Annotated in this window: 26 protein-coding genes; 10 read left to right on the plus strand and 16 right to left on the minus strand. The window is 77.3% G+C overall.

Annotated features, from left to right (window positions below):
• Positions 1–49: 49 nt before the first annotated feature.
• Together ACR9E3_RS02525 and ACR9E3_RS02530 are read right to left on the minus strand one after the other, a co-directional pair.
• Positions 50–2506, minus strand: a complete 2457-nt coding sequence (locus ACR9E3_RS02525) for a phosphoketolase family protein (protein ID WP_460378388.1) — start codon at positions 2504–2506, stop codon at positions 50–52.
• The gene (locus tag ACR9E3_RS02530; protein ID WP_460378186.1) at positions 2500–3315 is read right to left on the minus strand and encodes a DUF6544 family protein; all 816 of its coding nucleotides are present in this window, start codon (positions 3313–3315) and stop codon (positions 2500–2502) included. Before ACR9E3_RS02530 ends, ACR9E3_RS02525 begins: the two co-directional genes overlap by 7 nt.
• Positions 3316–3487: 172 nt before the next feature.
• Between ACR9E3_RS02530 and ACR9E3_RS02535 the strand changes: the two genes are divergently transcribed.
• Complete coding sequence (locus ACR9E3_RS02535; protein ID WP_460378188.1) at positions 3488–3934, plus strand: CBS domain-containing protein; 447 nt, start codon at positions 3488–3490, stop codon at positions 3932–3934.
• 92 nt (positions 3935–4026) lie between these two features.
• Positions 4027–4785, plus strand: a complete 759-nt coding sequence (locus ACR9E3_RS02540) for a SpoIIAA family protein (protein ID WP_460378189.1) — start codon at positions 4027–4029, stop codon at positions 4783–4785.
• A 48-nt stretch (positions 4786–4833) separates the two neighbouring features.
• On the opposite strand, the gene ACR9E3_RS02545 is transcribed toward ACR9E3_RS02540, so the two are convergent.
• The gene (locus tag ACR9E3_RS02545; RefSeq protein WP_460378191.1) at positions 4834–5604 is read right to left on the minus strand and encodes a hypothetical protein; all 771 of its coding nucleotides are present in this window, start codon (positions 5602–5604) and stop codon (positions 4834–4836) included.
• Positions 5605–5733: 129 nt separating this feature from the next.
• Between ACR9E3_RS02545 and ACR9E3_RS02550 the strand changes: the two genes are divergently transcribed.
• Entirely contained in the window at positions 5734–6636 is a 903-nt protein-coding gene (locus ACR9E3_RS02550) for a CBS domain-containing protein (protein WP_460378193.1), read from the plus strand.
• Positions 6637–6726: 90 nt separating this feature from the next.
• Here the strand turns inward: ACR9E3_RS02550 and ACR9E3_RS02555 are convergent, their stop codons facing one another.
• A complete protein-coding gene (locus ACR9E3_RS02555) occupies positions 6727–7260 on the minus strand; it encodes a universal stress protein (protein ID WP_460378195.1) in 534 nt (177 codons plus the stop codon).
• A 160-nt stretch (positions 7261–7420) separates the two neighbouring features.
• On the opposite strand from ACR9E3_RS02555, the gene ACR9E3_RS02560 reads away from it, so the two are divergent.
• Complete coding sequence (locus ACR9E3_RS02560; RefSeq protein WP_460378197.1) at positions 7421–8425, plus strand: Acg family FMN-binding oxidoreductase; 1005 nt, start codon at positions 7421–7423, stop codon at positions 8423–8425.
• Here the strand turns inward: ACR9E3_RS02560 and ACR9E3_RS02565 are convergent, their stop codons facing one another.
• Positions 8426–10144: a GAF domain-containing sensor histidine kinase gene (locus tag ACR9E3_RS02565; protein ID WP_460378199.1), complete on the minus strand. Its 1719-nt coding sequence runs from the start codon at positions 10142–10144 to the stop codon at positions 8426–8428.
• Positions 10145–10322: 178 nt separating this feature from the next.
• Between ACR9E3_RS02565 and ACR9E3_RS02570 the strand changes: the two genes are divergently transcribed.
• Positions 10323–12986, plus strand: coding sequence for a bifunctional acetate--CoA ligase family protein/GNAT family N-acetyltransferase (locus ACR9E3_RS02570; RefSeq protein ID WP_460378200.1), 2664 nt, complete (start codon positions 10323–10325; stop codon positions 12984–12986).
• 60 nt (positions 12987–13046) lie between these two features.
• The gene (locus tag ACR9E3_RS02575; protein WP_460378201.1) at positions 13047–14375 is read left to right on the plus strand and encodes a GAF domain-containing protein; all 1329 of its coding nucleotides are present in this window, start codon (positions 13047–13049) and stop codon (positions 14373–14375) included.
• A 20-nt stretch (positions 14376–14395) separates the two neighbouring features.
• Here the strand turns inward: ACR9E3_RS02575 and ACR9E3_RS02580 are convergent, their stop codons facing one another.
• From ACR9E3_RS02580 to ACR9E3_RS02595, 4 genes are all read right to left on the minus strand, one after another.
• Positions 14396–14998, minus strand: a complete 603-nt coding sequence (locus ACR9E3_RS02580) for an Rv1733c family protein (RefSeq protein WP_460378203.1) — start codon at positions 14996–14998, stop codon at positions 14396–14398.
• Between the two features lie 153 nt (positions 14999–15151).
• Positions 15152–15574, minus strand: coding sequence for a pyridoxamine 5'-phosphate oxidase family protein (locus ACR9E3_RS02585; RefSeq protein ID WP_460378205.1), 423 nt, complete (start codon positions 15572–15574; stop codon positions 15152–15154).
• A 142-nt stretch (positions 15575–15716) separates the two neighbouring features.
• Complete coding sequence (locus ACR9E3_RS02590; protein ID WP_460378206.1) at positions 15717–16868, minus strand: cation:proton antiporter domain-containing protein; 1152 nt, start codon at positions 16866–16868, stop codon at positions 15717–15719.
• Between the two features lie 53 nt (positions 16869–16921).
• Entirely contained in the window at positions 16922–17686 is a 765-nt protein-coding gene (locus ACR9E3_RS02595) for a universal stress protein (RefSeq protein ID WP_460378207.1), read from the minus strand.
• Positions 17687–17842: 156 nt separating this feature from the next.
• Between ACR9E3_RS02595 and ACR9E3_RS02600 the strand changes: the two genes are divergently transcribed.
• Both ACR9E3_RS02600 and ACR9E3_RS02605 read left to right on the plus strand, forming a co-directional pair.
• Entirely contained in the window at positions 17843–18124 is a 282-nt protein-coding gene (locus ACR9E3_RS02600; protein WP_285659107.1) for a hypothetical protein, read from the plus strand.
• Complete coding sequence (locus tag ACR9E3_RS02605; RefSeq protein ID WP_460378208.1) at positions 18121–19125, plus strand: Acg family FMN-binding oxidoreductase; 1005 nt, start codon at positions 18121–18123, stop codon at positions 19123–19125. The genes ACR9E3_RS02600 and ACR9E3_RS02605 overlap by 4 nt, the downstream gene beginning before the upstream one ends.
• A gap of 17 nt (positions 19126–19142) precedes the next feature.
• On the opposite strand, the gene ACR9E3_RS02610 is transcribed toward ACR9E3_RS02605, so the two are convergent.
• Complete coding sequence (locus tag ACR9E3_RS02610) at positions 19143–19289, minus strand: hypothetical protein (RefSeq protein WP_460378209.1); 147 nt, start codon at positions 19287–19289, stop codon at positions 19143–19145.
• Between the two features lie 137 nt (positions 19290–19426).
• Here ACR9E3_RS02610 and ACR9E3_RS02615 point away from each other — a divergent pair, with 137 nt between their 5' ends.
• Entirely contained in the window at positions 19427–22210 is a 2784-nt protein-coding gene (locus ACR9E3_RS02615; protein WP_460378211.1) for a cation-translocating P-type ATPase, read from the plus strand.
• Positions 22207–22617 (plus strand): pyridoxamine 5'-phosphate oxidase family protein, encoded by a 411-nt coding sequence (locus ACR9E3_RS02620; protein WP_460378213.1) that lies wholly within the window; start codon positions 22207–22209, stop codon positions 22615–22617. Before ACR9E3_RS02615 ends, ACR9E3_RS02620 begins: the two co-directional genes overlap by 4 nt.
• A gap of 17 nt (positions 22618–22634) precedes the next feature.
• Here ACR9E3_RS02620 and ACR9E3_RS02625 read toward each other — a convergent pair whose 3' ends face one another.
• The 6 genes from ACR9E3_RS02625 to ACR9E3_RS02650 form a co-directional block, all read right to left on the minus strand.
• Positions 22635–23126 carry a universal stress protein gene (locus ACR9E3_RS02625; RefSeq protein WP_460378215.1) on the minus strand — a complete coding sequence of 164 codons (492 nt, stop codon included), beginning with the start codon at positions 23124–23126 and terminating at the stop codon, positions 22635–22637.
• A complete protein-coding gene (locus tag ACR9E3_RS02630; RefSeq protein ID WP_460378217.1) occupies positions 23119–24060 on the minus strand; it encodes a universal stress protein in 942 nt (313 codons plus the stop codon). The genes ACR9E3_RS02625 and ACR9E3_RS02630 overlap by 8 nt, the downstream gene beginning before the upstream one ends.
• Positions 24057–24500, minus strand: a complete 444-nt coding sequence (locus tag ACR9E3_RS02635; RefSeq protein WP_460378219.1) for a hypothetical protein — start codon at positions 24498–24500, stop codon at positions 24057–24059. Before ACR9E3_RS02635 ends, ACR9E3_RS02630 begins: the two co-directional genes overlap by 4 nt.
• A gap of 11 nt (positions 24501–24511) precedes the next feature.
• Positions 24512–24994: a universal stress protein gene (locus ACR9E3_RS02640; RefSeq protein ID WP_460378221.1), complete on the minus strand. Its 483-nt coding sequence runs from the start codon at positions 24992–24994 to the stop codon at positions 24512–24514.
• A 130-nt stretch (positions 24995–25124) separates the two neighbouring features.
• Positions 25125–25949 (minus strand): universal stress protein, encoded by an 825-nt coding sequence (locus ACR9E3_RS02645; protein ID WP_460378223.1) that lies wholly within the window; start codon positions 25947–25949, stop codon positions 25125–25127.
• A gap of 14 nt (positions 25950–25963) precedes the next feature.
• Entirely contained in the window at positions 25964–26422 is a 459-nt protein-coding gene (locus tag ACR9E3_RS02650) for a CBS domain-containing protein (protein WP_460378225.1), read from the minus strand.
• Positions 26423–26513 lie beyond the last annotated feature (91 nt).

Below are 26513 nucleotides of genomic sequence, written 5' to 3' on the forward strand. Positions count from 1 at the left end.
CCGTTCCTCCCCGAGCCCACCGGCTCACCCGGCGTCCGGAGGTCCCTGGTCACTCCGCGGCGATGCGGCGCAGCCGCAGGTCGTCCTCCACCGCGGCACGGGCGGGCGGCGGGAGCAGGAGCGTCCAGTTCCGGATCTCCGGCAGGTCCTCGAGACGGGCGAGGACGTGGCGGGCGTGCTCCGCGAGACGGCGCCGGCACCACCCCTCCACCGCCGCGGCCCCCCGCGGCACGCGCCGCGCGCGGGCGAGCGCGTCGAGCACGAGGTGGTACCGCGAGACGTGGTTGCGCACGAGCATGTCGAAGGGCGTCGTGGTGCTCCCCCGCTCGACGAACCCGCGGACGTGGAAGCGGTCGGCGACCGGGCGCCCGTGCACGACCTGGTGGACGGCTCCGGGGAACCCGTGGAACGCGAAGACGACGCCGACGGTCTCGGTGAACAGCTCGGCGAAGCGTCGCTCGTCCATGCCGTGGGGATGTGCGGCCGGTGGCGCGAGCGACCAGAGATCCACGACGTTGACCACCCGGACCCGCAGCCACGGCACGAACCGGCGCAGGATGTCGGCGGCGGCGACCGTCTCCATGGTCATCACGTCGCCGGCGCAGGCCAGCACGACGTCCGGGTCCTCGCGGTCGTCGTCGGTCCCGGCCCAGCGCCAGACCCCGGCGCCCGCGGCGCAGTGCGCGAGCGCGTCGGGCAGGGCGAGGTACTGCAGCTGGGGCTGCTTGTCGATCACGATCAGGTTGACCCGCGAGCGGGAGCGCAGGCAGCGGTCGGCCACGGCGAGCAGGCAGTTCGCGTCCGGCGGCAGGTAGACCCGCGAGACGGTGCCGCGCTGGGTCAGCACGTTCTGGATGAGCCCCGGCCCCTGGTGGGAGAAGCCGTTGTGGTCGTTGCGCCACACGGTGGAGGTCAGCAGCACGTTGAGGCTCGGCACCGGGGCACGCCAGGACAGCTCGGCGGCCTCCTCGAGCCACTTGGCGTGCTGGATGGTCTGGGAGGCGCTGACCATGCCGAACGCCTCGTAGGTCGCGAACAGACCGTGCCGGCCGGTCAGCGTGTAGCCCTCGAGCCAGCCGTGGCAGTTGTGCTCGGAGAGCACCTCCATCACGTGCCCGCCGGGGGCGAACCCGACGTCGATCGGCTCGGTGCGCTCGCTCCACGCGCGGTCGGTGACCTCGAGGACGGCGCCGAGACGGTTGCTCAGCAGCTCGTCGGGGCTCGTGATCCGGAGGAGCCCGCGGTTGCGGGTCTCGACGTCGCGCAGGTAGGTCCCGAGCCGCCGGGTCGACTCCTCCCGCAGCCGGCCCGGCGCCGGGACGTCGACCGCGTGGTCGTCCAGCGGCGGCAGGTCCAGGTCACGGGTGAGCCGGCCGCCGTCCGCGTGCGGGGAGGCACTCAGGCGCAGGTCGCCCTCGGGGCAGGCGGCCATCACGAGCGGGGTCGGCGCACCGGTGGCGTCGAAGAGCTCCTCCGGGCGGTACGAGCGCAGCCACGCCTCGAGCCGGGCGCGCCGCGCCGGGTCCTCGCGCACGCCGGTGAGCGGGACCTGGTGGGCACGGAAGGTCCCCTCGACCGGCAGGCCGTCGACCTCGCGGGGACCGGTCCACCCCTTGGGGGTCCGCAGCACGATCATCGGCCAGCGGGGGCGCGCGGCGGGGGTGCCGCCGCGCCGGGCCTCGTGCTGGATCGCGCGGATGCGGGCCGTGGCGCGGGAGAGCACGGCGGCGAACCGCTCGTGCATCTCCGGGAGGTCGTCGCCGCCCACCTCGAGCACCTCGTAGCCGTGCCCCTCGAGCAGGGACCGGACCTCGCCGGCCGGCTTGCGCGCGAGCAGCGACGGCCCGGAGATCTTCGCGCCGTTGAGGTGCAGCACCGGCAGGACCGCGCCGTCGCCTCGCGGGTCGAGGAACGAGATGCCTTTCCACGATCCCTCCAGCGGCGCGGTCTCCGCCTCCCCGTCGCCGACCACGGCGAGCGCGACGAGATCGGGGTTGTCGAGCACCGCACCGACGGCGTGCATCAGCACGTAGCCCAGCTCGCCGCCCTCGTGGATCGAGCCGGGCGTGCTCGCGCCGACATGACTCGGGATGCCGCCGGGGGTGGAGAACTGCCGGCAGAGCCGGGTCAGTCCGGCCTCGTCGCGGCTCACCTCGGGATAGACCTCGCTGTAGCGGCCCTCGAGCCAGGACGCCGCGACGAGCGCGGCCCCGCCGTGGCCGGGCCCGGCCAGGTAGATCATGCGCTGCCCGGTGCGCCGGACGAGCGCCGAGGCGTGGGCGTGCACGAAGGCGAGCCCGGGGCTCGTCCCCCAGTGACCGAGCAGGCGCGGCTTGATGTGCGCCTGCTCGAGCGGCTGCCGCAGCAGCGGGTTCGCCAGGAGGTAGATCTGGGCGACCGTCAGGTAGTCGACCGCCCGCCACCAGGCGTCCACGGCCGCGAGCTCCTGGTCGGCCGGGGCGCCGGGCCGGACCGCCGCGGCACCGAGCGAGCTCACGCTCACCAGGTGTCGCCTTCGCCCGCGTCCACGCCGAAGCAGCCGGGCCCGGGCAGCGCCTCGGATCCGGAGACGGGCGCGAGCGCCGTGAGCTGGAAGCGGAGGACCTCGCGGGTGGGCCCGGGAGCCCCGATCCCCCACCCGAGGATGCCGGTGGCGGGCACGGTCAGCCCACCGTACGTCCGGTGCTCGAGGATCTCCGCGCCGAACGGCTCGTCCCGGTAGACACCCTGGTGCCGCGGATCGCCCCAGCGCGTCGTGGTGGCACGGCGGGGCAGCCCGCCGCGGTGCAGGGTCAGGTGCAGCGCGACCGGGGCGCCCGCGACCGCGAAGGCCACGGTGGCGGAGTCCCGGCCGTCCGCGGTCCAGTGCACGGTGTCCGACGGCAGGAGCACCGAGGGGACCCAGATCGCGCTCATCGCGGCATGGGCCAGGTCGGCGCGGGCGAGGTCGGGGCCGACGACGGCCGGGTGCCGGTGGCGCCCGAGGACGGTGGTCTCCCGGCGGGCGTGTCCGGCCACCCAGGAGTCGACGATGCGCAGCACGCCCGCGACCCGCAGTTCGCGGAAGTACCCGTGCGTCGGCAGGGTGACCTCGTGCCCGCGGTAGGGCCACCACCGGCGGCCGAGGCGGATCATCCCCCGTGAGCGCATCCGCACCCCGATCACGTCGTGCGCGGCGGGCGCCACCGAGCACCGCGCGTAGCGGGCAGCAGGCTCCGGCGCGCTCCCGAGGTCGTCGGCTCCCGTGGTCGCGGTGGCCCTGCGCCGGATCGTCGCCGGCGTGCCCGTCGGCTCGACCCTCGTCTCCGTCGTCATCGGACGTCCCTCTCTCGGCCGGGCACCTCCCGGCCCGGACGGCGGCCACGTTCCCCGGACGGCGGGTCGGGAGGGCAGGGTCCGACAGTCCCGCCGCGACGGCGCGCGTCCCGGTCCCTCCGGGTCTTCCGACCCTGCTGCCTGCGGTGGGCCCCGGGCGACGCTGCGGGCCATGACCACGCCAGCGCCGCCGGGGACCCGGCTCGCGGCACCGCCCGAGACGCTCGACGACGACCCGCCGGTGCGCGCCCTCATGAGCCCCCTCGCCCCCGTGGAGGTGCCCGCGACGACCCGGGTCGCGACCGCGCTCGACCACCTGCGCCGGCTCGACGCGGGCCACCTCGTGCTCCGCGGTCACGGCCGCCTCAGCACGGTCGCGGAGGCCGACCTGCTGCGCCACGCGCTCGCGGGCGGCGCCAGCCCGGCCCGGCTGCTCGATCCCGTGTCCGACCTGGCCCGGCCGACGGAGTCGGTCGGGCCGGAGACGCGTCGCTCCCGCGCCGCGGCGCGCATGCTCGCCCACGACCACCCCGTGCTGATCGTGGTCGCCGACGGCGAGCCCTGCGGCGTCCTCGACGCCCGCACGATCCTGCACAGCGTGGCGGAGACCCGGCGCTGAGCCCCGACCGCGCGCGCCGGGGGACCTGCGGCCCGAGGCGTCGGGCCGTCCGGCCGGTGCCGTCGGGCGTCGCCCGGGGATCGACTCGGGGGATGATCGAAACAGACACCGATGTCCCTGCCGGGATCGACGCCGTGCGCGCGGTCGGGACCCTCAGCCGCCACGACTACGACGCGGTCGTGGTGCCCATGCTCGACGCCGCGGTCCGCGAAGGTCGGCGGCTGCGCTTCCTCTGCGTCGTCGACGAGGACTTCCGCGGTCTGACCCCCGACGCGGCGTGGGCCGACGTCAAGCTCGGCCTCACGGCGATGCGCAACCTCGAGGGCTGCGCGGTCGTGAGCGATCTCGACTGGGTGCGACGCTCCACGAGCATGGCGTCGTTCTTCCTGCCCGGCCACGTGCGCGTGTTCGACGCCGACGAGCGGGCCGAGGCGCTGCGCTGGCTCGAGTCGCTGCCGGGCCGTCTCGTGACGACGCGGGTGGACCCGGCCGCCGGGGTCGTCGTCGCGGACGTCGGCGAGCCGCTGCGCCGCGAGGACGTCGACGTCATCGCCGCGGCGGTCGACAGCTGGCTCGCCGACCACACCGAGCTGCCCGGCCTGGTCCTGCACGCCGCGTCGTTCCCCGGGTGGGAGAACGTCGGGGCGCTCGTGCAGCACCTCCGGTTCGTCGGCGGCCACCAGCGCCGGATCGGCCGCGTCGCGCTCGCCGTCGACGGCCAGCCCGTCGGGATCGCCGCGCGCGTGGCGGGCACCCTGCTCCACCCCGAGGTCCGGCAGTTCGCCGCGAACGAGCTCGACGCGGCGATCAGGTGGGCCGGGGCGGCGTCGCGGCAGGCGCACACCGCCTGAGCGACCCCGACCCACGTGCGGCGCGGCCTGCTCTCGCGGTGGCGCCGATCAGGGGTGCAGGCAGACCGCGCCGTGGCCCACGCCGTGCTCGCGTTCGGCGTGGACCAGGGTCGCGGCGCGGACCGCCGGGTCGTCGAAGGTTTCGACGTGCACGTCGCACTGCAGTCCGCGCAGAGCGGCCTCCACCGTGGCCCGCTCGATCACCACGCCCGCGAGCACCGTCTCCCGCACCCCCTCGGTGTGGGTGCAGACGGCGAGGACCGGTTGGCGGCGCCAGGGCACCTCGAGCCCGAGCGTGTCCGCCGGGACCGACCCGGGGGTGCGCCAGGCCGGCGACCCGTCCCGGGTCGGGCCGTTCAGCAGGTGCAGCCAGGCCCCGCGGCTGCCCGCCGCGTGCGCCACGTCCACCACGCGGGCCAGGTCCGCGGGCGCCGCGTACCGGGGCGACGCCCCGTCGCCCGCGCGGCGGTCCACCCGCCGGCGGGCGAGGTCCATCGGCGTCGCAGGCCGCCGGCGGGTGCCCGAGATCGTCACCAGCGGGCGGCTGTCCGCGCTCGCGGAGATCACGGTCCGGGGCGCCCAGCCGAGCGAGCGCAGCGCGTTCTCGACCGCACCGACGAGGCGGCCGGCGTGGACGAGCGCCCGGTGGGTGGCCGGGTCCGCCGTCGGGTCCAGCGCGAGCTCGACCCGCCGGTCGTGCACCGACACCGCGCACGCCGGGGCCGCCGGGCCGCCCAGGGGCTCCAGGGCGTGGAGCAGGGCCGCGATCTCGGACGGTGTCCACCGCTGCGCCGGCGTCGGGGTGCGGGTCGCGTTCATGGGGTCAGCGTGCGCAGGTGCTCCACCCGGCCCCAGGGCCGGACGTCACCGACGTCGGGCCCTCCGTGCCCCCGTCGTACGGTCCGGCGGCCCTGCTGCGTGGCGGGGTCGCGCCGGAGCATCGTCGCCATGAACACCGACCCGGGCTCGCGCCGGGCCCGCGACATGATGACCAGTCCGGTACTCACCGTGCCGCCCGACGCGACGCGGCCGGCGGTGTCGGCGCTGCTCGTGTCCCACGGCATCGCCTCGGCGCCGGTGGTGGACGCCGGCGGACGCCTGCTGGGGCTCGTGGACGAGCTGCACCTCGTGGGCGCGGACGACGCCGCGCCCGCCGCGGAGCTCATGACCCGTCCGGTCCCCGTCGCCGACCCCGACACCCCCGTCGAGGACCTGGTCCAGCGCCTCCTCGAGGCCGGGACGCGTGCCGTGACCGTGGTGCGCGAGGACGTCCCGGTGGGGATCGTGAGCCGCCGGGACGTCCTGCGTCGCGTGGCCCGCGGCGAGCTCGTCCCGACGGGCGCTCCCTCGGCCGGGGCGGAGCCCGGCGACGGGGACACGCGCCCGGTCGTGGTGGGCGTCGACGGGTCCGAGGGGTCGATCCGGGCCGTCCGGTGGGCGGCGCGCGCGGCGCGGGCGGACGGGGCTCCCCTGGTCGCGCTCACCGTGTTCGGGGCCCCCGACCTCTACGGCACCGAGGCCGAGCTCGCGCACGAGGCGCGCCGGCAGCTCGCCGCGTCGGTGCGCCGGGCACTCGGTGCCGACGCCGACGGACCGGAGACGATCCGCCAGGAGGTGCGCGAGGGCCGGCCGTTGCGCGCCCTCGTCGACGCCAGCGAGCAGGCCCGGCTGCTCGTGGTCGGCAGCCGGCAGGTCGAGGGTCTCGGCGGGCCCCGCCGCGGGTCGCTCACCGCGCGGCTCGTGGGGCACGCCCGGTGCCCTGTCGTGGCGGTGCCCGAGGGCTCGGACGTCCTCGGGGCGGGGCGTGCGCGGATGGCCGAGGACGGGTCCGTCCTCACCCCCGGTCCCTGAGGGTCGCTCCACGACCGCTCGTCCCCGCACGACACCGCATGACACCGCCCCACCGGACCGGCGGGGCGATGTCGCAGCTCGTCCGAGGCGTCAGGCGATCGGCCCGACGGGCAGGGGCCCGGCCAGGGCGGCGTCCTGCTCGCTCGCCTCGTGCGCCGGTGCCGGGGTGGGGCGGACCACGGTGACCGGGCACGGCGCGCGCAGCACCACCGAGAGCCCGACCGACCCGAACAGGGTGCTGCGCAGCCCGCCGCGGCCGCGGTGGCCGACGACCAGCATCGCGGCGCCCTCGGCTTCCTGGGTCAGCACCCACCCGGCGGGCCCGGTCACGGCCACGACCTCCACCGGCACCGCACGCTCCGCGGCGCCGAGCCCGGCCCGGATCTCCTCGACGCGGCTGCGCGCGCCGTCCTCCACCGCCTGGCGGATCTCGCCGGTGTCGGCCAGCAGCGGGTAGCCGTAGGACGTCATCCAGGCGTCCGGCGGCTCGTGCGCCACCACGACCCGGACCGACGCCCCGCGGCGCCTGCCCTCGTCGATCGCGAAGCGCACCGCGTCCTCGGCCGGCGCCGAGCCGTCGAATCCCACGACGACCGCGCCACGGCCCTCCACCGTTGCGTCCATCTGCCCACTCCTCGTCCGACGGGCGTTCTCCGTGTCGTCACCACGGTCCCCGGGGCGGCGCCCGCGCCGCAGGAGCCGGACGGTCCCCGCCCGGCGGGCCGTCGGTCCCTGGTGACCCGGGCCGCCACCGTCTGTGCTGGGTGGGAGCGAGGAGGCGGCCATGGCCCACCCGGGAGGCACCGTGACGACGCAGGGGGACGGCGCACCGAGCCCCGAGGAGGTCGCGACCCTCCTGCGGGCCGGGGCGAGCGCGCCCTCGAGCCACAACAGCCAGCCCTGGCGGCTGCGCTGGCACGAGAGGTCGATCGAGGTGCACGGCGACCCCGGACGGCTCCTGTCCGCCGCCGACCCGGACGGGCGCGAGCTGCGCCTGGCCTGCGGCGCGGCCCTGACCAACGTGCGCCTGGCCGTACGCGCCCAGGGACGCCGCGCTCACGTCGCGCTGATGCCCGACCCCGAGGATCCGTGGTTCCTCGGGCGCGTGCGGCCCGGGGCTGCCCTGCCCCCGTCGGGGTGGGAGATCGAGCTGGCGGGGGCCGTCGCCCGCCGGCACACCGATCGGCACGCGTTCGAGCACCGGCCACTGTCGGCGACCCTGCGTGACCAGCTCGTGCGAGCGGCGTGGCGGGAACGATGCCGTCTCGTGGTCGTGGACGACCCGGCCCAGCGGCGCGCCCTGCGCGAGCTCACCGCCGAGGCCCATCGGCGACAGCGGGCGGACCCCGCCTTCGTCGCCGAGTGGGAGCAGTGGATCGGCCACGCCGCGCGGACCGAGGACGGTCTGCCGGCCACCGACGCGCATCGCGAGCCCCCCGGCGACGCGGCCTGGCGGCCGCGTGACTTCGGCGCCGCGGCCGAGGACGCCGACCGCGGGTCCCGGCCCGACGGCGCGGCGACGGACGAGCCCACGATCGCGGTGCTGGTGTCCTACGACGACACCGGTCTCGCGCACGTGCGCGCCGGTGAGGCGATGCAGCACGTGCTGCTCACCGCCACCGCACGCGGCGTCGGCGCCTCGTTCGTCGCTCCCCCGCTCGAGGTCGCCCCGGTCCGGGCGCGGGTGCGGGCCCTGCTCGGCGGGGTGCTGTGGCCGCAGGTCGTCCTGCGCCTCGGGTGGGGACGGGCGGTGCACCCGACACCGCGCCGTCACGACCCGGGGGCGTGATCAGCTGCCGGGGTCGAACGGCGTCCACCACGACAGGCGGGTGCCGGTGCCGTTCGTCCGGCGCGCGACCGTCGCGTCCCCGCCCAGGGCCCGCGCCCGGGCCGTGAGGTTGGCCAGCCCGCTGCGGGCCACGGCGTCGGGGATGCCGACGCCGTCGTCGGTCACGTCCACGGCGAGGACGTCGTCCACGGAGACCGTGACGACCACGGAGTCCGCGCCGCCGTGACGCACGGCGTTGGAGACCCCCTCGCGGACCACGGCCTCCACCTGCACGGCGAGATCCTCGGGAACGGTCTCGACGGGCCCGGAGAGGCGCACCACCGGCTCGGTCTCCACGTGCGCGGCCATCTCGGCGACCGCGGCGCGCAGCCGCCCACCGAGACCCGGGGTGGTGCCGACGGCGTGCAGGTCGAAGATGCTCGTGCGGATCTCCCGCACGATGCCGTCGATCTGGTCGACCGCTTCGTTGACCCGCGCCGCGGCCTCCGGGGACGAGCGCAGCCGGGCCTGGGTGGCCTGCAGCCCGAGGCCGAGCGCGAAGAGGCGCTGCAGGACGTGGTCGTGCAGGTCGGCGGCGATGCGCTCCCGGTCGGCGGCCACGTCGAGCTGGCGCCGCGTGCGCTGCGACTCGGCGAGACGCAGCACGAGGGCCGCCTGGTCGGCGAACGAGGCCACCGTCGACAGGCCCTCGCCGTCCATGGCGGGTGAGCCCGGCCGCCGGGCGACGACCAGCACTCCGGTGACGACCTCGCTCCCGTCGAGCGGCACGAGCAGCGCCGGCCCGAGGCGCTGCACGACGCCCTCGACCGCGAGCACCAGCTCGTCCTCGACGTGCGGGAGATGGGTGCGGGCCACGCCGGCGAGCGGCGACCCCGCGACGGCGAGCCGCGCCCCCACGGGCAACCGGTCCTCGAGTCCCACGCTCACGGTCACCCGCACCGACGGGGCGGCGTCCTCGTCGGCGACCGCCGCCGGGGGCGTCGTGATCACCGCGCCGACGCCGTCGGCCAGCTCCGCGGCGCGCTCGGCGGCCAGGACGAGGGCCTCCCCCGCGTCGGCGCCGGCCAGGACCTGGGTGGTGATCTCACCGGACGCCTCGAGCCAGCGCTGGCGGCGCTGCCCCTCGACGACGAGGCGCTGGGCGTCCTGGTGCAGCCGCGCGTTCTGGACGGCCACCGCCGCCGCGGCGGCCAGGGCCACGATCACCTCCTCGTCGCCGGGCGTGAACGGCCCGCTGCGCTTCTCGGCGAGGTAGAGGTTGCCGAAGACCTCGCCGCGCACCCGGATCGGGACGCCGAGGAACGAGCGCATCGGCGGGTGGTGCTCCGGGAAACCGACCGAGGAGGGATGGTCCCGGAGGTCGTCCACCCGCAGCGGTGCGGGGTGGCGGATCAGCTCGCCGAGCAGACCGCGGCCGCGCGGGAGGTCGCCGATCTGCGCGCGACGGGCCTCGTCGAGGCCCGTCGAGACGAAGCGGGCCAGCCCGTCGCCGGTCTCGTCGAGCACGCCCAGGGCCCCGTAGCGGGCGTCGACGAGCGTCGTCGCGACCTCGACCAGGCGGCGCAGGGTGGTGTCCAGGTCGAGGCCGTCGGCCACGGCCGTCATCGAGGAGAACAGCGCAGCCACCTGCTCGGGGCCGGCGGCGCTCCACGGCGGGCCGGCCGGCACCCGACGGGGCCCCGCGACCGACCCCGGGGCCGTGCCCTCGATGTCCACCACGGCGCGAGCCTCCCCTCCCCCACGGATGCGCGACCCATGGTGGGCGCCACGGCACGCCCGGACCAGGGCCGGAGGTCCCCATGATCGCCCGCGACCCCGGACCGACGGTCGGAGGTCCCGCGCGCACCGGACGGTCGACCCTGACGGCGCCGCCCCGGCCTGCGCTGCCATCGGGTCCATGAGCGTTCTCGACCGGCCGGCGTCCGACCAGCGCGTCCTGCTCGCCGACGGCAGTCCCGTGGAGGTGCGGGCCCTGACCGGTCGCGACGCGGCCGCGCTCACGCGCCTGCACCGCGAGCTCCCGGAGCGTGACCGGTGGCTGCGCTTCGCCACGGTCTCCGAGCACGCCGTCGAGGGCTACGCCACGGCCGCGGCGGCCTCCGGCGACGTCTGGGGCGCCTTCCTGGGCGCCGAACTGGTCGGCGCGGTGCACCTCGCCCCCGATCCCACGCCCGGCGGTGCCGAGGTCGCGGTGACCGTGAGCCACCGGATGCAGTCGCACGGCGTGGGGACCGCGCTGCTCGAACGTGCGGTCCGGGAGTCCGTCCGGCGCGGCATCGGCCACTGGAGCGCGGAGGTGCTCGCCGAGAACACGACGATGCGGCGGGTCTTCACCGACCTCGGGCTGCCGGTCAGAGCCGAGCAGGACGGACCGTCGCTGCACGTGGCGATCACCCTGCCCGACCCCGACGATCCGGCGGCGGGATCGGCGTTCGCCACCGCCGCGCTCGCCCGCTCGGCCCACGCCGCCCGGGCGGGGCTCGGCCCGGTGCTGCGGCCGCGCTCCCTCGCCGTCGTCGGCGCCGGCCGGCGGACGGGGTCGGTGGGGCGCGCCGTGCTCGACGCCCTGCTCGCCGGCGGGTACGCCGGGCGCCTGCAGGTCGTCCACCCCCGGGCCGCCGAGGTCGCGGGGGTGCCGGCCGTGGCGTCGGTCGACCTGCTGCCCGAGGCGCCGGATCTCGTCGTCCTCGCGACCCCGCCCGCCTCGCTGCCCGAGCTCGCGGAGGCGTGCGGGCGCCGGGGGGCGCGGTCCCTGCTCGTGATCACGTCCGGCCTGGCGGCCGCGGGGGTCGACGAGGCGGTGCTGGACGCGGTGCACCGCCACGGGATGCGGATGGTCGGCCCCAACTGCCTCGGTCTCGTCGACACGGCGCCGGACGTGCGCCTCGATGCCTCCTTCGCCCCGGGCACGGCGCCGCCGGGCCCGGTCGGCGTGGTGACCCAGTCCGGCGGGGTGGCGATCGCGGTGCTCGAGGCCCTGCGCGGACTCGGCCTCGGCGTCTCGACCCTCGTCTCGGTGGGCGACCGCTACGACGTCAGCAGCAACGATCTCCTGGCCTGGTGGTCCGAGGACGCGGCCACGCAGGTCGCCGTCCTCCACGTGGAGTCGTTCGGCAACCCCCGGGCGTTCTCCCGTCTGGCCCGCCGGCTCTCGACACGGGTGCCCGTGCTCGCGGTGCGGGCGGCGAGCAGCGAGGTCGGGGCACGTGCCGCGGCCTCGCACACCGCCGCCTCCGCCACCCCGGCGGTGCGTCGGGACGCGCTCTACCGCCAGGCCGGGGTGTCGCCGGTGGACGATCTCGGCGAGCTCGCGGGCGCCCTGGCCGCCCTGTGCTGGAGCGCTCCCGCGCCCGGTGACCGGGTGGCCGTGCTCGGCAACGCCGGCGGCACGAACGTCCTCGCCGCCGACGCCTGCGTCGCGGCCGGGCTGCGGGTCCCGCCGCTCGCGGCGCCGACCCGGGCGCGGCTCGACGCCCTGCTGCCGACCACGGCGGCCACGGCGGGGCCGGTCGACACCACGGCGACCGTCGACGCGGCGACCTTCGCGGCCTGCCTCGACGTGCTCCGCGAGGCCGACGAGGTGGACGCCGTCGTGACCGTCGGGTGCCCCACCGCGCTGGGCGACCCCGGCACCGAGCTGGGCCGGGCTCTCGCGCGGCCCGTCGGACGCGGCGTCCCGGTGGTCGCCGTCGCGCTGGACCAGCGGGCCCGCGTCGCCCCGCTGAGCGATCCGGCCGGCATCCCCCGCGCCCCTTCCTTCGCCGACCCCGCGGACGCCGTGCGCGCCCTCGCGCACCTGGTCCGTCGCGGCGCCGACGTCGCCCGGGATCCCGGGCGGCCCCTGCCCGTCGACGAGCACCCGGTCGACCTCGCCGCGGCCCGGGCCGTGGTCTCCGGCGCGCTCGGGCGCCCCGGCGGCTGGCTCGACCCCGGCGAGTGCGCCGCGGTGCTGGGCGCGGCCGGGCTCGAGCTCCTGTCCGCCCGGACCACCCGCACCGTGGAGGAGGCGGTGGCCGCCGCCCGCGCGCACGCCGGGCCCGTGGCGCTCAAGGTCGTCGCGGACGGCGTGGTCCACAAGTCCGAGCAGGGCGGGGTCGCCCTGGCGGTGGAGGGCGACGACGCGGTCCGTGCCGCCGTCGAGGGGTTCGCCGCCCGCTTCGGCGACGCCTGGCGCGGCACCCTGGTCCAGCCGATGGTCCCGGCCGGCGCCGAGATGCTCGTGGGCGTGGCCGGGGACCCGGACTTCGGCGCCCTCGTCTCCGCCGGTGTCGGGGGGACGGGCACGGACGTGGCCGACCGCCGCTGGCACCGTCTCGTCCCCCTGACGACGACCGACCTCGCCGAGCTCCTCGACGAGCTCCCGCTGGACCGCGGGATCGCCGCCCGGCTCGTCGACCGTGACCGGCTCGCGGTGGTGATCGCGCGGGTGGCCCGTCTGGCGGAGCTCCTGCCGCAGATCGCCGAGATGGACCTCAACCCGGTGGTCTGCACCCCCGGGGCCTGCCGGCTCGTCGACGCGCGCATCCGCGTGGCGCCGGTGACCTCCGGCCGAGGTGCTTGACAGGTGATCCCTCCGCACGACGATGGACCTCTCGCGTACGCCGTGACCTGAGAGGGTGTCGTGTCCGACCGCTCCGAGCCCACGACCCCGTCGGAGGGCCTGGCCTTCCCGACCGTCGCCCGCCTGGAGCTCGACGACCTGCTCGACCAGCTCATCGCCCGGGCCACCGAGGTCAAGCTGACCCAGGGCCGGCTGCGCGGTCTCCTCGACGCCGTCCACCACATCACCGCGGGCCTCGACCTGGACGACCTCGTGGCACGCATCGTGGAGAACGCCTGGAGCCTCGTGCGCTCGCGCTACGCCGCGCTCGGGGTGGTCCGCGACGGCCGTCTCATCCGCTTCGTGCACGTGGGGATGGACGCCGACACCGTGGCCCGGATCGGCGAGCTCCCGGAGGGCAAGGGCGTGCTCGGCGAGCTCATCGAGCACCCCCGGCCGCTGCGCCTCGCCGACCTGTCGACCCACCCGTCGGCGGTCGGCTTCCCCGCCCGGCACCCGCCGATGCGGTCCTTCCTCGGTGTCCCCCTGCTCGCGGGCGGCACCGTGTACGGGAACCTCTACGTCACCGAGAGCGAGCACGAGGGTGGTTTCGGCGCCGACGACGAGCAGTTGCTCAAGGCCCTCGCCGGCGCGGCCGGCATCGCGATCGAGAACGCGCTGCTGCTCGACACGACCCGGCGCCGGGCGCGCTGGCAGGCCGCGTCCGCGCGCCTCGCGAGCAGCCTGCTCTCCGGCGAGCTCGCCCCGGAGGCGGAGATCCAGCACCTCCTCGACACCGCGCTCGACGTGGCCCGGGCGCGCGGTGCCGCGGTCACCGAGGTCGCGGACGACGACCCCGGGACGGCACGCGTCACGGTGGCCGCGGGCCTGCTCGCCGACTGGGCCGGGCGCCGGGCCGAGGTGTCCGGCTCGATCACGCAGGCCGCCCTCGACGCGGGCGGACCGGTGCTCATCACCGACGCGACGACCGATCCCCGCACCACCGGGATGGTCGAGCGGGCCCCGGAGGTCCGGTCGCTGCTGGCCGTCCCGCTGAGCGCGTCGGCCGCCGGCACCCGGTCGGTGCTCGTGCTGACCAGGACCGCGGGCGAGGAGGTGTTCGGGCCGGTCGAGGCGGAGATGCTGCTCTCGTTCGCGGCACACGCCACCACCGCGATCGAGATCGCCCGCGGGCGGCGCGACCGCGACGCCGTCCGCATCCTCGAGGACCGCGAGCACCTCGTGCTGGCGCTCTCCGAGCAGGTGCTCACGCGCGTGCAGCGGGTCGGTCTCGCGCTGACCAGCGCCGCCTCGGGCGCCGAGCCGGGGCTGCGCGATCAGCTGCTGGCCCAGGTCGCCGAGCTCGACGACGTCACCCGCGCGGTCCGCGACACCGTCTTCCCGCGCTGAGCCGCGGGCTCACCGTCGGCTCAGAGCCGGCTCTCGTGATCGGGCCCGGTGAACCGGCGCCACGCCGTCTCCCACGCCCGCAGGCGCGCCCGGTCGAGCACCCACCGCAGTGCGGCGAGCAGCAACAACGACACCACCAGGTCGGCCACCACGAGGAACAGCGTGGTCAGGATGCCCTGCCCCGCCGGGTACGCCGGCGTCATCGGCGCCACGGTCGGCCGGTCCGCACGATCCACCCACAGGGTCCGGGTGTCGCCGCGTCGGACGTCCGACGGCACGTGCGTCACGACGACCCGGCGCGTGCCGTCGGCGGCGGTCCAGCCCACCGGGGCCCGGAAGCCGTAGCTCTCCGCGTTGGGGCGCGCCCCCGTGTCGTCCTCGGGGGGCGCGAGCACCACCGCCGTGACCTGGTGTCGCTCCGCCTGCTGGGTGGCGATCTGGGGGGTGAGCCTCGCGGTCACCGAGCTGCCGATCGTGAGGAACACGGGCAGCAGCATCAGCCCCAGGACGAGCAGCACCCAGCGTGCGCCCACCTCGATCCGGTCGCTGCGCCGTCGCAGGGTCGACGCCCTCGGCACGAACGCGCCGATCGCCCGTCGCGTCGCCTCGGTCGTGTCGCGCATGGTGAGCCGCCTCCCTCGGTGCTCCTCGTTGTCACCGACAGCCTCGGGCGCCGGCCGGGGGCGACGGCACCGGCGGCGGACCCGCCGACGGCGGCCGGGGGGGCCCGGAGTCGGCGGGACCATCGGCCGGTGATCGGACGGTCGTCGCGGCGGTCAGCCACCGCCCTCCGGGTCCAGCACGAGACGCCGGCCCGTCACGCGCCGGGCCGTGATCCTCAGGACGTGGGCACCACGGCGCCGGACCCACGGCCGGTGCCCGACGTCGAGGACGGCGAGCAGCTCGTCGACGTCGTTGACGACCTCCGCCCGCCCGACGACCAGGACGCTCCACCCCGCGCGGGCGTCGGCGTCGATCTCGTCGGCCTCGAAGGCCACGACGTCGCCCCGGCGTGCGGCCTCGAGCTTGGGGCCGGCCCCGGTCCGCACGATGATCGAGTTCTCGTGCCGGAGGAAGTTCACCGGGTGGACCGCCGGGGCGTCGTCCTCGGTGAAGACCATGCGCCCGACGGGCACGGTGTCGAGCAGGCGGGAGCACTCGCCCACGGTCAGCTCGTCGGTCTCGCGGCTCGTCGTCATGTCCGGACCTCCGCTCGTCTCGTCGACGGCCGACGCTCGCCCCCGGCACCGCCGGCCGCAGGACCCCGAGGTGCCCTCGTCGCGGGGACGTTGGTCCCGGATCGGCTCGTGACGGGTCGGCGGGCGACCCGGGACGCCACTCCTAGGACGGCGCCGGCCCGACCTCGCCGCGCCGGCCCAGCAGCGCTCCGCCCACCCCGGCGACCGCGACCGTGACCAGCGCCGCCGCCGTCACGGCCGCGGCCTGCTCCGCGCCGAACAGACCGCGCGAGGAGGCGACGGCGACCACGGCGGACGGCACGCCGAGTGCGGCGGTGGCGACGAGCCCCGACGCCGCCGGGCGGCGCAGGGCGATCGCGGTCAGGACGTGGACGACCACCGCCGCCGCGACCAGCGCGCCGCCGAACACCAGCGCGCTCGCCGAGGAGAACAGCGCCGCGAAGCGCAGCCCGGCGCCGTAGGTCACGAAGAAAAGGGGCACCAGGAAGCCCTCGGCGACCCCGATGAGTTGCTGGGCCAGGCGCCGGGGCTCCCCCAGCGCGGCCAGCACGGCACCGGCCGCGAACCCGGCGACGAGGACGCTCGCGCCGAACGCCACCGCCAGGGCGGCGAGGCCGAAGAGGACCGCGAGGCCGAGCCGGAGGTCCAGCGCCCAGCCCTGGCGGACGGACTCGTCCCGCAGGACGACCACGGCACGGGCCGCCCGGAACCGCCGGCCGAGCCACCACGCCACCACCGCGAGTGCCGTGACGAGCGCCGCGCCGAGCAGCGCCCGCCCGACCTCTCCGCCGGCCAGGACCACCGGGACGGCGAGCACGGTGACGACGTCGAGGGCGGTGATCCACCCCGCCGTGAACGCGGCGACGGGCTCCCGCAGCCCGCCCGGCCCGGACTCGAGGATGGGGACGGCCACCGCGACCGACGACGTCGCCACCAGCACGACCAGCACCGCGGGCGGGGACGCTCCGAGCCACGCCACGAGCAGCCCCGCGGGGATCGCGAGGGCCACGGTGACCGCCGTGGCCGCGGCCATGGACGCCAGCTGGGGACGCAGGCCCGGGTCGCGGACCGGCAGCCGGGTGCCGATCACGAACATCAGCATCGCCAGGCCCACCTCGCCGAGGAAGCGCAGGGTCGGCTCCGACGGGTCCACCCAGCCGAGCCCCCCGCGCCCGATCACGGCGCCGGCGAGGATCTCCCCGACGACGGCGGGCACCCGGACCCGGGGCACGGCGGCCAGCGCCGGGCCCGTCAGCCCGGCCACCACGACCACCGCGAGCAGCCCGAACGTCACCCGCCGATCATCCACCGCACGGGTCGGGCGGGAGCCTCGTCGCGGCTCCGGTCTCAGGACGCGCCGACATCCGCCCCGCGCGCCGGGACACCGGCACCGATCCTCGGGGGCGTCGGCGGCACGATGATCACCGGGCACGTCGCGTGGCGCACGACGCCCGGTGCCGCGCTGTGGTGGAACCACGGGTCGGCCACGCCGAGCACGAGGACGTCCGCGCCGCGGGCCCGGTCGACCAGGGCGCGGTCGACGGGGCCGTCCGCGGCGACACGGACCGCGACGAGGGGGGCGCCGCGACGCCGGGCCCGGTCCTCGGCGAAGCGCCAGGCGCCCGCGCACCCGGGCGTGCCGTCGTCGCCGAGGAGCACCGGCGCGTGGTCACCGTGGGGTGCCACGGGGTCGAAGTCGGCCGGCACGACCGCGACGGGCACGTCGACGCGGCCGACGAGACCGCGGGCCACGCCACCGAGCAGCAGGTCCCCGAGCCGTCCGTACCCGTCGCTGCCGACCACGACCATCTCGGCGTGCTCGAGGTGCGACCGCAGGACGGGGACCGGCCCGCCGTCGGCCGCCGACCTGGTGATCTCCAGGTCGGGGGCCACCTCGTGCGCGATGCCCGCGGCGTCGGCGAGGGCCTGCCGGCCGCGACGGCGCAGCGCAGGCCCCGCGATGCGGGCCCATCCCGGATGGTGTCCCACGGGACCGACCAGGGCGTGGACCAGCACCAGGCCCAGGCCGCGGTCGCGCGCCTCCGTGGCGGCCCACCGCACGGTCCGCTCGTCCGGCTCGATCCCGACGCCGACCACGACTCGCCGGAGCACCACACCCACCTCCGGAGATCGCTGGATCACGGTGTGGCGAGACTGGCGGGCCGGAACGGCGCCCAGAAGGGGCGCAGGGCCCGGTGGGTCGGGACCAGCAGCACCTCGACGCGGTCCGCCGGCCGCGATGGGCTGGCGGCCGGGAGAGGAGCCGCCATGGACACCGTGCCCGAACGCCGACCGACCGAGGCCTACGACCTCGCCGCCGCGGTGGTGGCGCTGAGCCGTCGCGACGTCCCCCGGGTGACGCTGCTCGCCGCGCTCGACCAGGCCCGGACGTCGCTGCGCCGCGAGCCGCACCGCGACGTGCGACGCACCCTGACCTGGGTCGTCGGGGCGGTCGAGCGGGGTGAGAGCGCGGACGCGTGCGTCGACGCCGCGCTCCGCGTCGCGGCCCGGGACCTGGGGCGCCCGCCGTCGGCGGGGTACGCGCGATGAGCACCCCGATGCTCGCCGCCGAGCGTGCCGCCCTGCGGACCGCCGCGGCCCGCGCGATGCGGGCCCCCTCCGAGCACAACGCCCAGCCCTGGCGATGGGTCCTCGGTCCCGACGGGCTCGACCTGTACGTCGACCGGTCCCGGCGGCTCCGGTTCACCGACGAGCGCGGGCACGGCACGCTGCTCGGTTGTGGATGCGCCCTGCACCACCTGCAGGTCGCCCTCGCCGGCGACGGATGGCTCGCCGACGTCCGGCACCAGCCCGACGGCCCGGCCGACCGCCCGCTCGCCCGGGTCCGCATCCGGCCCGCGGACGGCGAGCCGGACGCGCGGACGTCCCGGCACGCGGCCGCCATCGACGAACGCCACACGGATCGCCGGCGGTTCTCGGGGCGGTCGGTGTCGCCCGCCGTCCTGGGCGCGCTGGACGACGCGGCGCGTCCCTTCGGCGGTGTCCTGCACCTGACCTACGGCGGGCACCGGGCGCTCCTGGCCGGGGCGATGCGGGACGCCGCGGCCCGTCAGCCCGAGCAGGAGGGCTACCTCGCCGAGCTGAACCAGTGGACCCATCGTTACGCGGGGGCGCACGACGGCATCCCGGCCGGTGCCCGCCTCGACGGGCCCCCGCCGTCCTACCGCGACCTCGTCCTGCGCTGGTTCCCGCGCGGGACGCTGCGCCAGCCCCACGCCGGCGCCGATCACGAGGACGCCTCGGCGCTGGCCGTCCTGACGGCGGTCGACGACGACCCGGTGTCGGTGCTGCGGGCGGGCGAGGCGCTCAGCGCGGTGCTGCTCGAGGCGACGGCCCAGGGCCTGGGGACGACGCCCGTCACCCAGGTCCTCGAGGTACCCGAGACGAGGGAGCTCGTGCGCCACCTCGTGGTCGGCGCCCACCGACCCCCGGTGTGCGTGCTGCGCCTCGGCTGGCCCGATCCGCTCGGCGCGCCGCTGGTCCCGACCCCGCGGCGCCCGCTGGAGCAGGTGCTCACCGAGGTGGGATGAGCCGCAGCTCCCCGGGATCAGCCGGTGCGACCCAGGACGTCGTCGAGCAGCTCCTCGAGACCGCGCAGCGGCCGGTACCGGTCGCGCTCGGCAGGCGGCGGGAGCATCGAGGGCGCGTCGGGGTCGCCACCCTCGTCGGTGTCCGGCGGTGCGGCAGCGTGCACGACCGGTCCCGGTGACGACACGTCCTCTCGCACAGGACCCGGACCCCACGTACCGGCCCCGCCCCGGGTCCCACGTCCCGAACCGACCGCGACCCTCGGCCCTGGGAGGAGCCACTCCTCCCGCCGAGGGTGGGCTCGTGCCGAGGAGCGAGGGCGGGGCGATCACCGCGACGTGGACCGGACCGCCCCGCCCTCGCCGCGACGGCGGGACCGGCGCCGGTCACGAGGTCGACCTCGACGCCCCCCTCGAGCGGCTCTGGCACGAGCTGCGCTCCGGACCCGCGGGGCTCGACGACCGCGACGCCGCCCGCCGTCTGCAGGTCCAGGGGCCCAACGCCCTGCCGACCCGCGGTCGCGCAGCGTGGCCCGGTGCGCTGGGCCGCCAGCTCGTGCACCCGCTCGCGTTGCTGCTCTGGGCGGCTGCCGGCCTCGCCCTGCTGGCGAACACCCCCGTCCTCGCCGTCGCGATCGTCGTGGTCGTCGTGCTCAACGCGGGCCTGGCGTTCTGGCAGGAACAGCACGCCGAGCACGCCGTCGCGGCGCTCGAGGCGTATCTCCCGGCGCGCACGCGCGTGCTGCGCGCCGGCGTCGCCCGCGAGATCCCGGCCGCCGAGGTCGTCGCCGGTGACGTCGTGCTGATCACCGAGGGCTCCGCGGTCCCCGCCGACGGGCGGCTCGTGTCCGGCGCGGTCGAGCTCGACATGAGTGCCCTGACCGGGGAGTCGGTGCCCGTGGCCCGGCGCGCCGGGGCCCACCCGCCCGGGCCGCCGTTGGAGGCCCCGGACCTGGTGTTCCGTGGCACCACCTGCACGGTCGGTGCCGCGCGCGCCCTGGTCACGGGCACCGGGGCGCACACCGAGATCGGGCGCATCGCCGCGCTGACCGGGCGCGTCGCCCACCGCGAGAGCCCGCTCGAGCACCAGGTCCGGCGCGTCGCCTGGCTCATCGCGGCGGTGGCGATCGGCACCGGCGCGGCGTTCCTGCCGATCGGGCTGCTGGCCGGGCTGTCGTTCACCGCCGCGCTGGTGTTCGCGATCGGCCTGCTCGTGGCCAACGTGCCCGAAGGACTCCTGCCCACGATCACGCTGGCCCTCGCCGCCGGGGTGCGCTCGCTGGCCCGCCACGGCGCGGTCGTCCGTCGGCTCTCGGCGGTCGAGACGCTCGGCTCGACCACCGTGATCTGCACCGACAAGACCGGCACGCTGACCGAGAACCGGATGCGTCCGCAGGTCTTCTGGACGCCGGGGGCGGGCCGCGGCGACCCGGCGCGGGACATCGGCCGCGCCCCCGAGCTCGCGCGCGTCGCCCAGCGCTGCAGCGACGCCGACCTCCCCGACCCCGCCCGCGGCGCGGGGTCCGGCGACCCCACCGAGCTCGCGCTGCTCGCCCTGGCGGCCGGCGCCGGGCTCGACACCCGGGCCGCACCCCGCGGGTCGGACCGCCGCGCGGTGCACTCCTTCGACCCCGTCCGCAAGGCCATGTCCACCGTCGACGAGACGCCCGCGGGCCCGGCGGTGCACACCAAGGGCGCGGTGGAGGCGGTCCTCGCGCGCTGCACGGGGATGCGCCGGGGCGGCGGCGTGGTCCCGCTGGACGCGGGAGCGCGGAGGACGGTGCTGGAGGCGACCGCCGTGCTCGCCGCCGAGGGCCTGCGGGTGCTGGCGCTGGCCGACCGGCCCGCGACGGCCGCCGACGTGTCCGCACCGCGCGACGAGGTCGAGTCCGGGCTCGTGCTCGAGGGGCTGGTCGGGCTCTTCGACCGCCCCCGGGCCTCGGTCGCCCCGGCGGTCGCCCGCTGCCACGACGCCGGGATCCGGGTGCACGTGGTGACGGGGGACCACCCGGTGACCGCCGAGGCCGTGGCGCGCTCGGTGGGCATCGGGGCCGACGGGCTGCGCGTGGTCGGCGGTGACGAGCTCGCCGCGCTGCGGGAGAGCGAGCTCGACGCGCTCCTGGCCACCGGGGACGAGATCGTGTTCGCCCGGGTGGCGCCCGAGCAGAAGCTGCGCATCGTCGAGGCGCTCGACCACCTCGGGGAGGTCGTGGCGGTGACCGGCGACGGCGTCAACGACGCGCCCGCGCTGCGGCGCGCCGACATCGGCGTGGCGATGGGGGCCTCGGGCACCGACGTGGCCCGTGAGGCCGCGACCATGGTGCTCACCGACGACGACTTCGCGACGATCGAGCGCGCCGTGGCCTCCGGACGGCAGGTCTACGACGACGTCCGCAAGTTCGTGCTCTACATCTTCGCGCACGCCGTCCCGGAGGTCGTCCCGTTCCTGGTCTTCGCGCTCTCGGGGGGCGCGATCCCGCTCGGGCTCACGGTGCTGCAGATCCTCGCGATCGACCTCGGCACCGAGACGCTGCCCGCGCTGGCCCTCGGCCGCGAGCCCGCGGAGCCCGGCGTCATGTCCCGGCCGCCGCGCCCGCGGTCCGAGGGTGTCATCCGCCCCCGCATGCTCTGGCGGGCGTGGGGTCTGCTCGGGGTCACCTCGGCGGTGCTGACCACGGGCGCCTTCCTGCTGGTGCTGCTGCGCTCCGGCTGGACCCCGGGCGCCCCGACCGGGCCCGGCAGCACGCTGCACGGGGCCTACGTCGAGGCCACCACCGCCACCTTCGTCGGCATCGTCGCCTGCCAGATCGGGACCGCGATCGCCGCCCGCACCGAGCACGCCTCGCTGCGGTCAGTGGGTCTGGGGACCAACCCGCTGCTGTGGTGGGGCATCGGCTTCGAGGTCGTCGTCACCGCCGCCGTCGTCTACCTGCCGGTCGCCCAGCACGTCGTGGGCACCGCCCCGCTCGACGCCGCGACCGTCGCCCTGCTGCTGTGCTGCGCCCCGGTCGTCTGGGGCGTCGACGAGCTCGACCGGTGGCGCCGCCGGCGGCGCCACACCCCGCCGATCCCGAGGAGGACGTCATGACGGTGGACCACGGCATCGTCGAACCCCTGGGCGCCGCGGAGAGCCTGGCCCTGGTGCTCACCGCCGAGCTCGGGCGACTGGCGTTCACCGACGAGCACGGCCCGACCGTCGAGCCGTTCGCCTTCGCCGTCGAGGACACCGCGATCGTGCTCGCGGCGGGGCCGCGCAGCGGCGCGCGCGCGGCCGCGGGCCAGACGGTGGCCTTCGAGGTGGACGAGATCGACCCGGTGCACCGCTCGGGATGGTCGGTGGTCGCCATCGGCACGCTGCACCGGGCCCGCCCGGGCGTCGCCGCCGACCCCGATCCCTGGCCGGACGCCGACGACGGGGAGGACCGGCTCCTGCTCGAGGTGAGGATCGACCGCCTCACCGGCCGGCGCCTGCGCCGCGAGACGCGGCGGGAGTGAGGTGGCGTCGGACGGGGTCAGGCGGTGCCCGGCCCGGGTGGCGGCACCACGGTCACGGGGCAGCGGGCGCGCAGGACGCACCCGATCGCGACCGGCCCGGTGAGGCGGCCGTGCCGGGCACCACGTCCACGGTGGCCCACGACGAGGAGATCCGCGTCGCCGGCGGCGTCGACGAGGACGTCCGCGGGCGGTCCGGCAACACCCAGGACGTCGACCGGGCCGGGCGGCACCGGCTCCCCGGCGGCGCGGCGGGCGGCGACGGCCTCGTCGACGAGGGCCCGGACCCGCGCCGCGGCGCCGCCGTCCGGAGGAGGAGCCGGCGCGCGCCGGTCCAGGTTCAGGATGTCCGTCCAGTAGTCCGCGGGCGGGTAGGAGACGACCGCGCGGAGCCCGGCGGCGCGACGGGCCGCCTCCGCGAGGGCGTGGTGCAGCGCGGCCCGGGCTCCGTCGGAGCCGTCGATGCCGACCACGACCGTGCCGCCGGTGACACCCGGCGTGCCGTCACCCACCGCCGTCGCCTCCTGCCCGGTCGGTCTCCGCGGGGCCCCCGAGCGGGACGACGACCACCGGGCACGGCGCCCGCAGCACCGCGCCGTGCGCGACCGACCCGATCAGCCAGCGGACGAGCGCCCCGTGTCCCGTCCGCCCGACGACGACCACGCCCGCACCGAGCTGCTCCGCGACGTCGATCACCGCCATCGTCGGGTCCTCGGCCCGCACGACGACGTCGACATGCGGGACGGACCGGGTACGCGCGTGCTCCTTCGTCACGTCGTGCACGAACTTCTCGACGCGCGGACGCAGCGCCTCGCGCACCGCCTCGAGGGTCGGGCCGGGCAGCGGCCGGAACCCCACGGTCGTCGGTGGGGGCGCGATCCCGGTGACCGCGACGACCCGCGAGCCGCGGCGCGCACCCTCGTCCAGGGCGTGGCGCAGCGCGGCGGCGGAACCCTCCGAGCGGTCCACGCCGACGACGACGGGGCCGTCCGGGCCGGGCTCCCGGGGTCGCACCACGAGCACGGGGCAGGTGGCGAGGGCGAGGACCCGCAGTCCGGTCGATCCGAGCACGGCGCTGCCCAGCGGACCGCGGCCCCGGTGCCCGACGACCAGGATCGCGGCGTCGCGTGCGGCCTCGGCGAGAACGGGCGCCGGCGATCCCGGCTCCACCCGCACCTCGAGGGGTACCGACCGCAGGCCCGCGGGCAGGGGCATCGCTGCCTCGTCGGCGAAGCGCCGTGCCTGCTCGAGGACCGCCTCGCTCATGCGGTCCGGCTCCGGCAGGTCCTCGACCCCCTCCCCGTCGGCCCACGAACCGGCCGCCGGGAACGCCAGCACCGCGGTGACGGGGTCGCCGCGGCGGGCCCCCTCCTCCAGGGCGACGGCCAGCGCGGCCGCGGCCGCGGGCGAGCCGTCCAGGCCGACGACCACCCCGCGCCGCGTCACGGTCCCCACTCCCCCAGGAGCGCCCGCAGGACATCGGTCGTGGTCAGGATCCGCAGCGGGTCGTCCACGGTGCGGCGACGTACCGGCAGGGCGGGCAGGCCGGTGGCGAGCAGACGCCGACCGGCGTACACCACCGGGTCCTCCGCGGCGAGCACCTCGACGCCACAGGGGCGGTCGAGCGCGTCGTGCACGGTCCACCGGTGCTGGACGAGTGGTCCGCCCGCGGGCCAACGCTCGGCGAGGCCGCCCGCCGTGACGACGGCGATCGGCAGGCCGTCGCGCACCACGACACCCGCACGGGCCGGGTCGTGGTGGAGCCGTGCCCACGCCTCCGGCAGCGGGCACGACTCCGGGATCAAGGCAGCCGGGCGAGCGACCGCGTCCACCGACACGTCGTCCTCGACCACGGTCGTGACGTCTTCTTCCGCGGAGGCGGACACGGTCGGCTCCCTCAGGCCGCGGCGGGCTCGGGCACGACGGTCACGGGGCACCCGGCGTGCAGCACACAGCCGAGGCCGACCGAGCCGAGCATCATGCTGCCGAAGGCCCCGCGGCCGCGGTGACCGACCACCAGCTCGTCGGCGCCCCGGGCCAGATCGACGAGGACCTCGGCCGGCCGGCCCGCCACGGTCTCGACGGTGACCTCGGGCAGGGCGACGTCCCAGGAGGTCTGCTCGAGCACCTCGTCCACCATGGTGCGGGCGGCCTTCGCCTCGTCCTCGCGCAGGGCGTCGGGGTCCGGCACCGGGATGGCGGCCGCGGCGCCGTAGCTCCACGCGGACCACATCTCGGGCGGCTCGTACACGGCGACGGCGCGGACGCGGTCGCCGCGGCGGGCGGCGATGCGGATCGCCTCCTGCAGCGCGAGACGCGAGCCGGTCGACCCGTCGATCCCGCACACGATCACGCCGGCCTGGTTGCCGTTCTCGGTCATGGTCCTTCCCTCCCTCGGCTGCGGCCTCGTGCCGCGGGTCCAGCCTCGTGCGCGCCGACGCCCGCGGGTCAGAGCCGGACGGTCCGGGGGTCGACCCGAAAGGCGGGGGCCGAAGGTCCCGGCCGCCGCCTCAGGGGCGGGTGCGCCACGTCCGGCGCGGTGGTCCGTCCGACGGGACGACGAGCACCGGGCACCGGGCCGCCCGGGAGACCCGGGGCACGGGTGAGGGCGTGACCGCGGCCAGCAGCCGACCTCGGCGCGGGCGCCCGAGCACGAGCAGACGGGCGCCGGACGACACCTCCACGAGCTCGGGCGCCGGGTCGCCGTCGGCGACGTGGACCTCGAGAGCCACCTCCGGGTAGGCGAGGTGCCAGCCCGAGAGGTGGTCGGTCCAGAAGCGGCGCTCCTCCGCCGTCTCCGCCGCGAGCTCGTCGTCGGTCACGAGGACCCCCGGCTCCGGATCGCGGAAGCGCAGCGCGACCAGGGGTGCCCCGCGGGCCGCGGCGGCGTCGAAGGCGGCGCCGACCGCCTCGTCGGTGGTGCGGGGTGCGACCGCGAGCACGACCGGCCCGCCGCGGTGCGGCGGCTGGTCGGGCACGACCGCCACGGTCTCGTAGGCGCCGTCGACCAGCTGGTCGATCCCGGGCGTGTCCTGCGGCACCACGAGGACCCCGGCGCCCGCACCGGCGCGTCCCAGCCGGTCGGCCAGGGTCGGCCGCCCCACCACCGCGGCGAGTGCCCGGGCGCCGAGGTCCCGCACCGAGGGCCGGCGGGAGGTCGCCCGGGCGGCCTCGGGATCGACGAGGATCTCCAGCGGCGCGCCGGTCCGGTCGGCGTGCCGGCGCGCCCACGAGAGGACGGCGTGCCGCCCCGGCCCGGCGGGCGCGTAGGCGCGCACCACGCCCGCCGGGCGTCGTCCGGGGGGCACGTCCCCGGAGGCGACGGACGCGGCCACGGCGAGGTCCCGCGTCAGGCGCCGGCGTCGCCGAGCAGGAAGCCGACGATGTCGCGCATCGACACGATGCCGACGACGGCGTCCCCGTCGTCCCCGTCGTCGCCGTCGTTCCCGTCGTCCCCGCCGCCCTCGGATCGCACGAGGACGTGCCGCACGCCCGCGTCGAGCATCAGGCGCGCCACCGCGACGACCGGTGTGTCCTCGGACGCGGAGACGAGGTCCACGGTCATGAGGTCGGAGGCCTGGGTGTCGAGGGTCCCGCCGTTCGCGACGACGGCGACGAGGTCACGTTCGGAGACCACACCGATCGGCTCGTGGCCGTACTGCACGACGACCACGCCGATCTCGTCCATGGCGAGCTCCTCCGCGACCTCCTGCAGGGACGTGTCGGGCGGCACGGTGGCGAGGTTGCGGTTCGCCAGCCGCCCGACGGGGACGGTCTCGCCCGCGGAGCGGGTGACGGTCGGGCTCATCTCTCCTCCTGGGGACGGTCGCTGCGCCGGAGGCTGCCGGGCGCCGCGACCGCGCGGCAGGGGACGACGGTCCGCCCGGCCCGGGACCTCC

The organism is Actinomycetospora sp. C-140 (genome assembly GCF_054796175.1).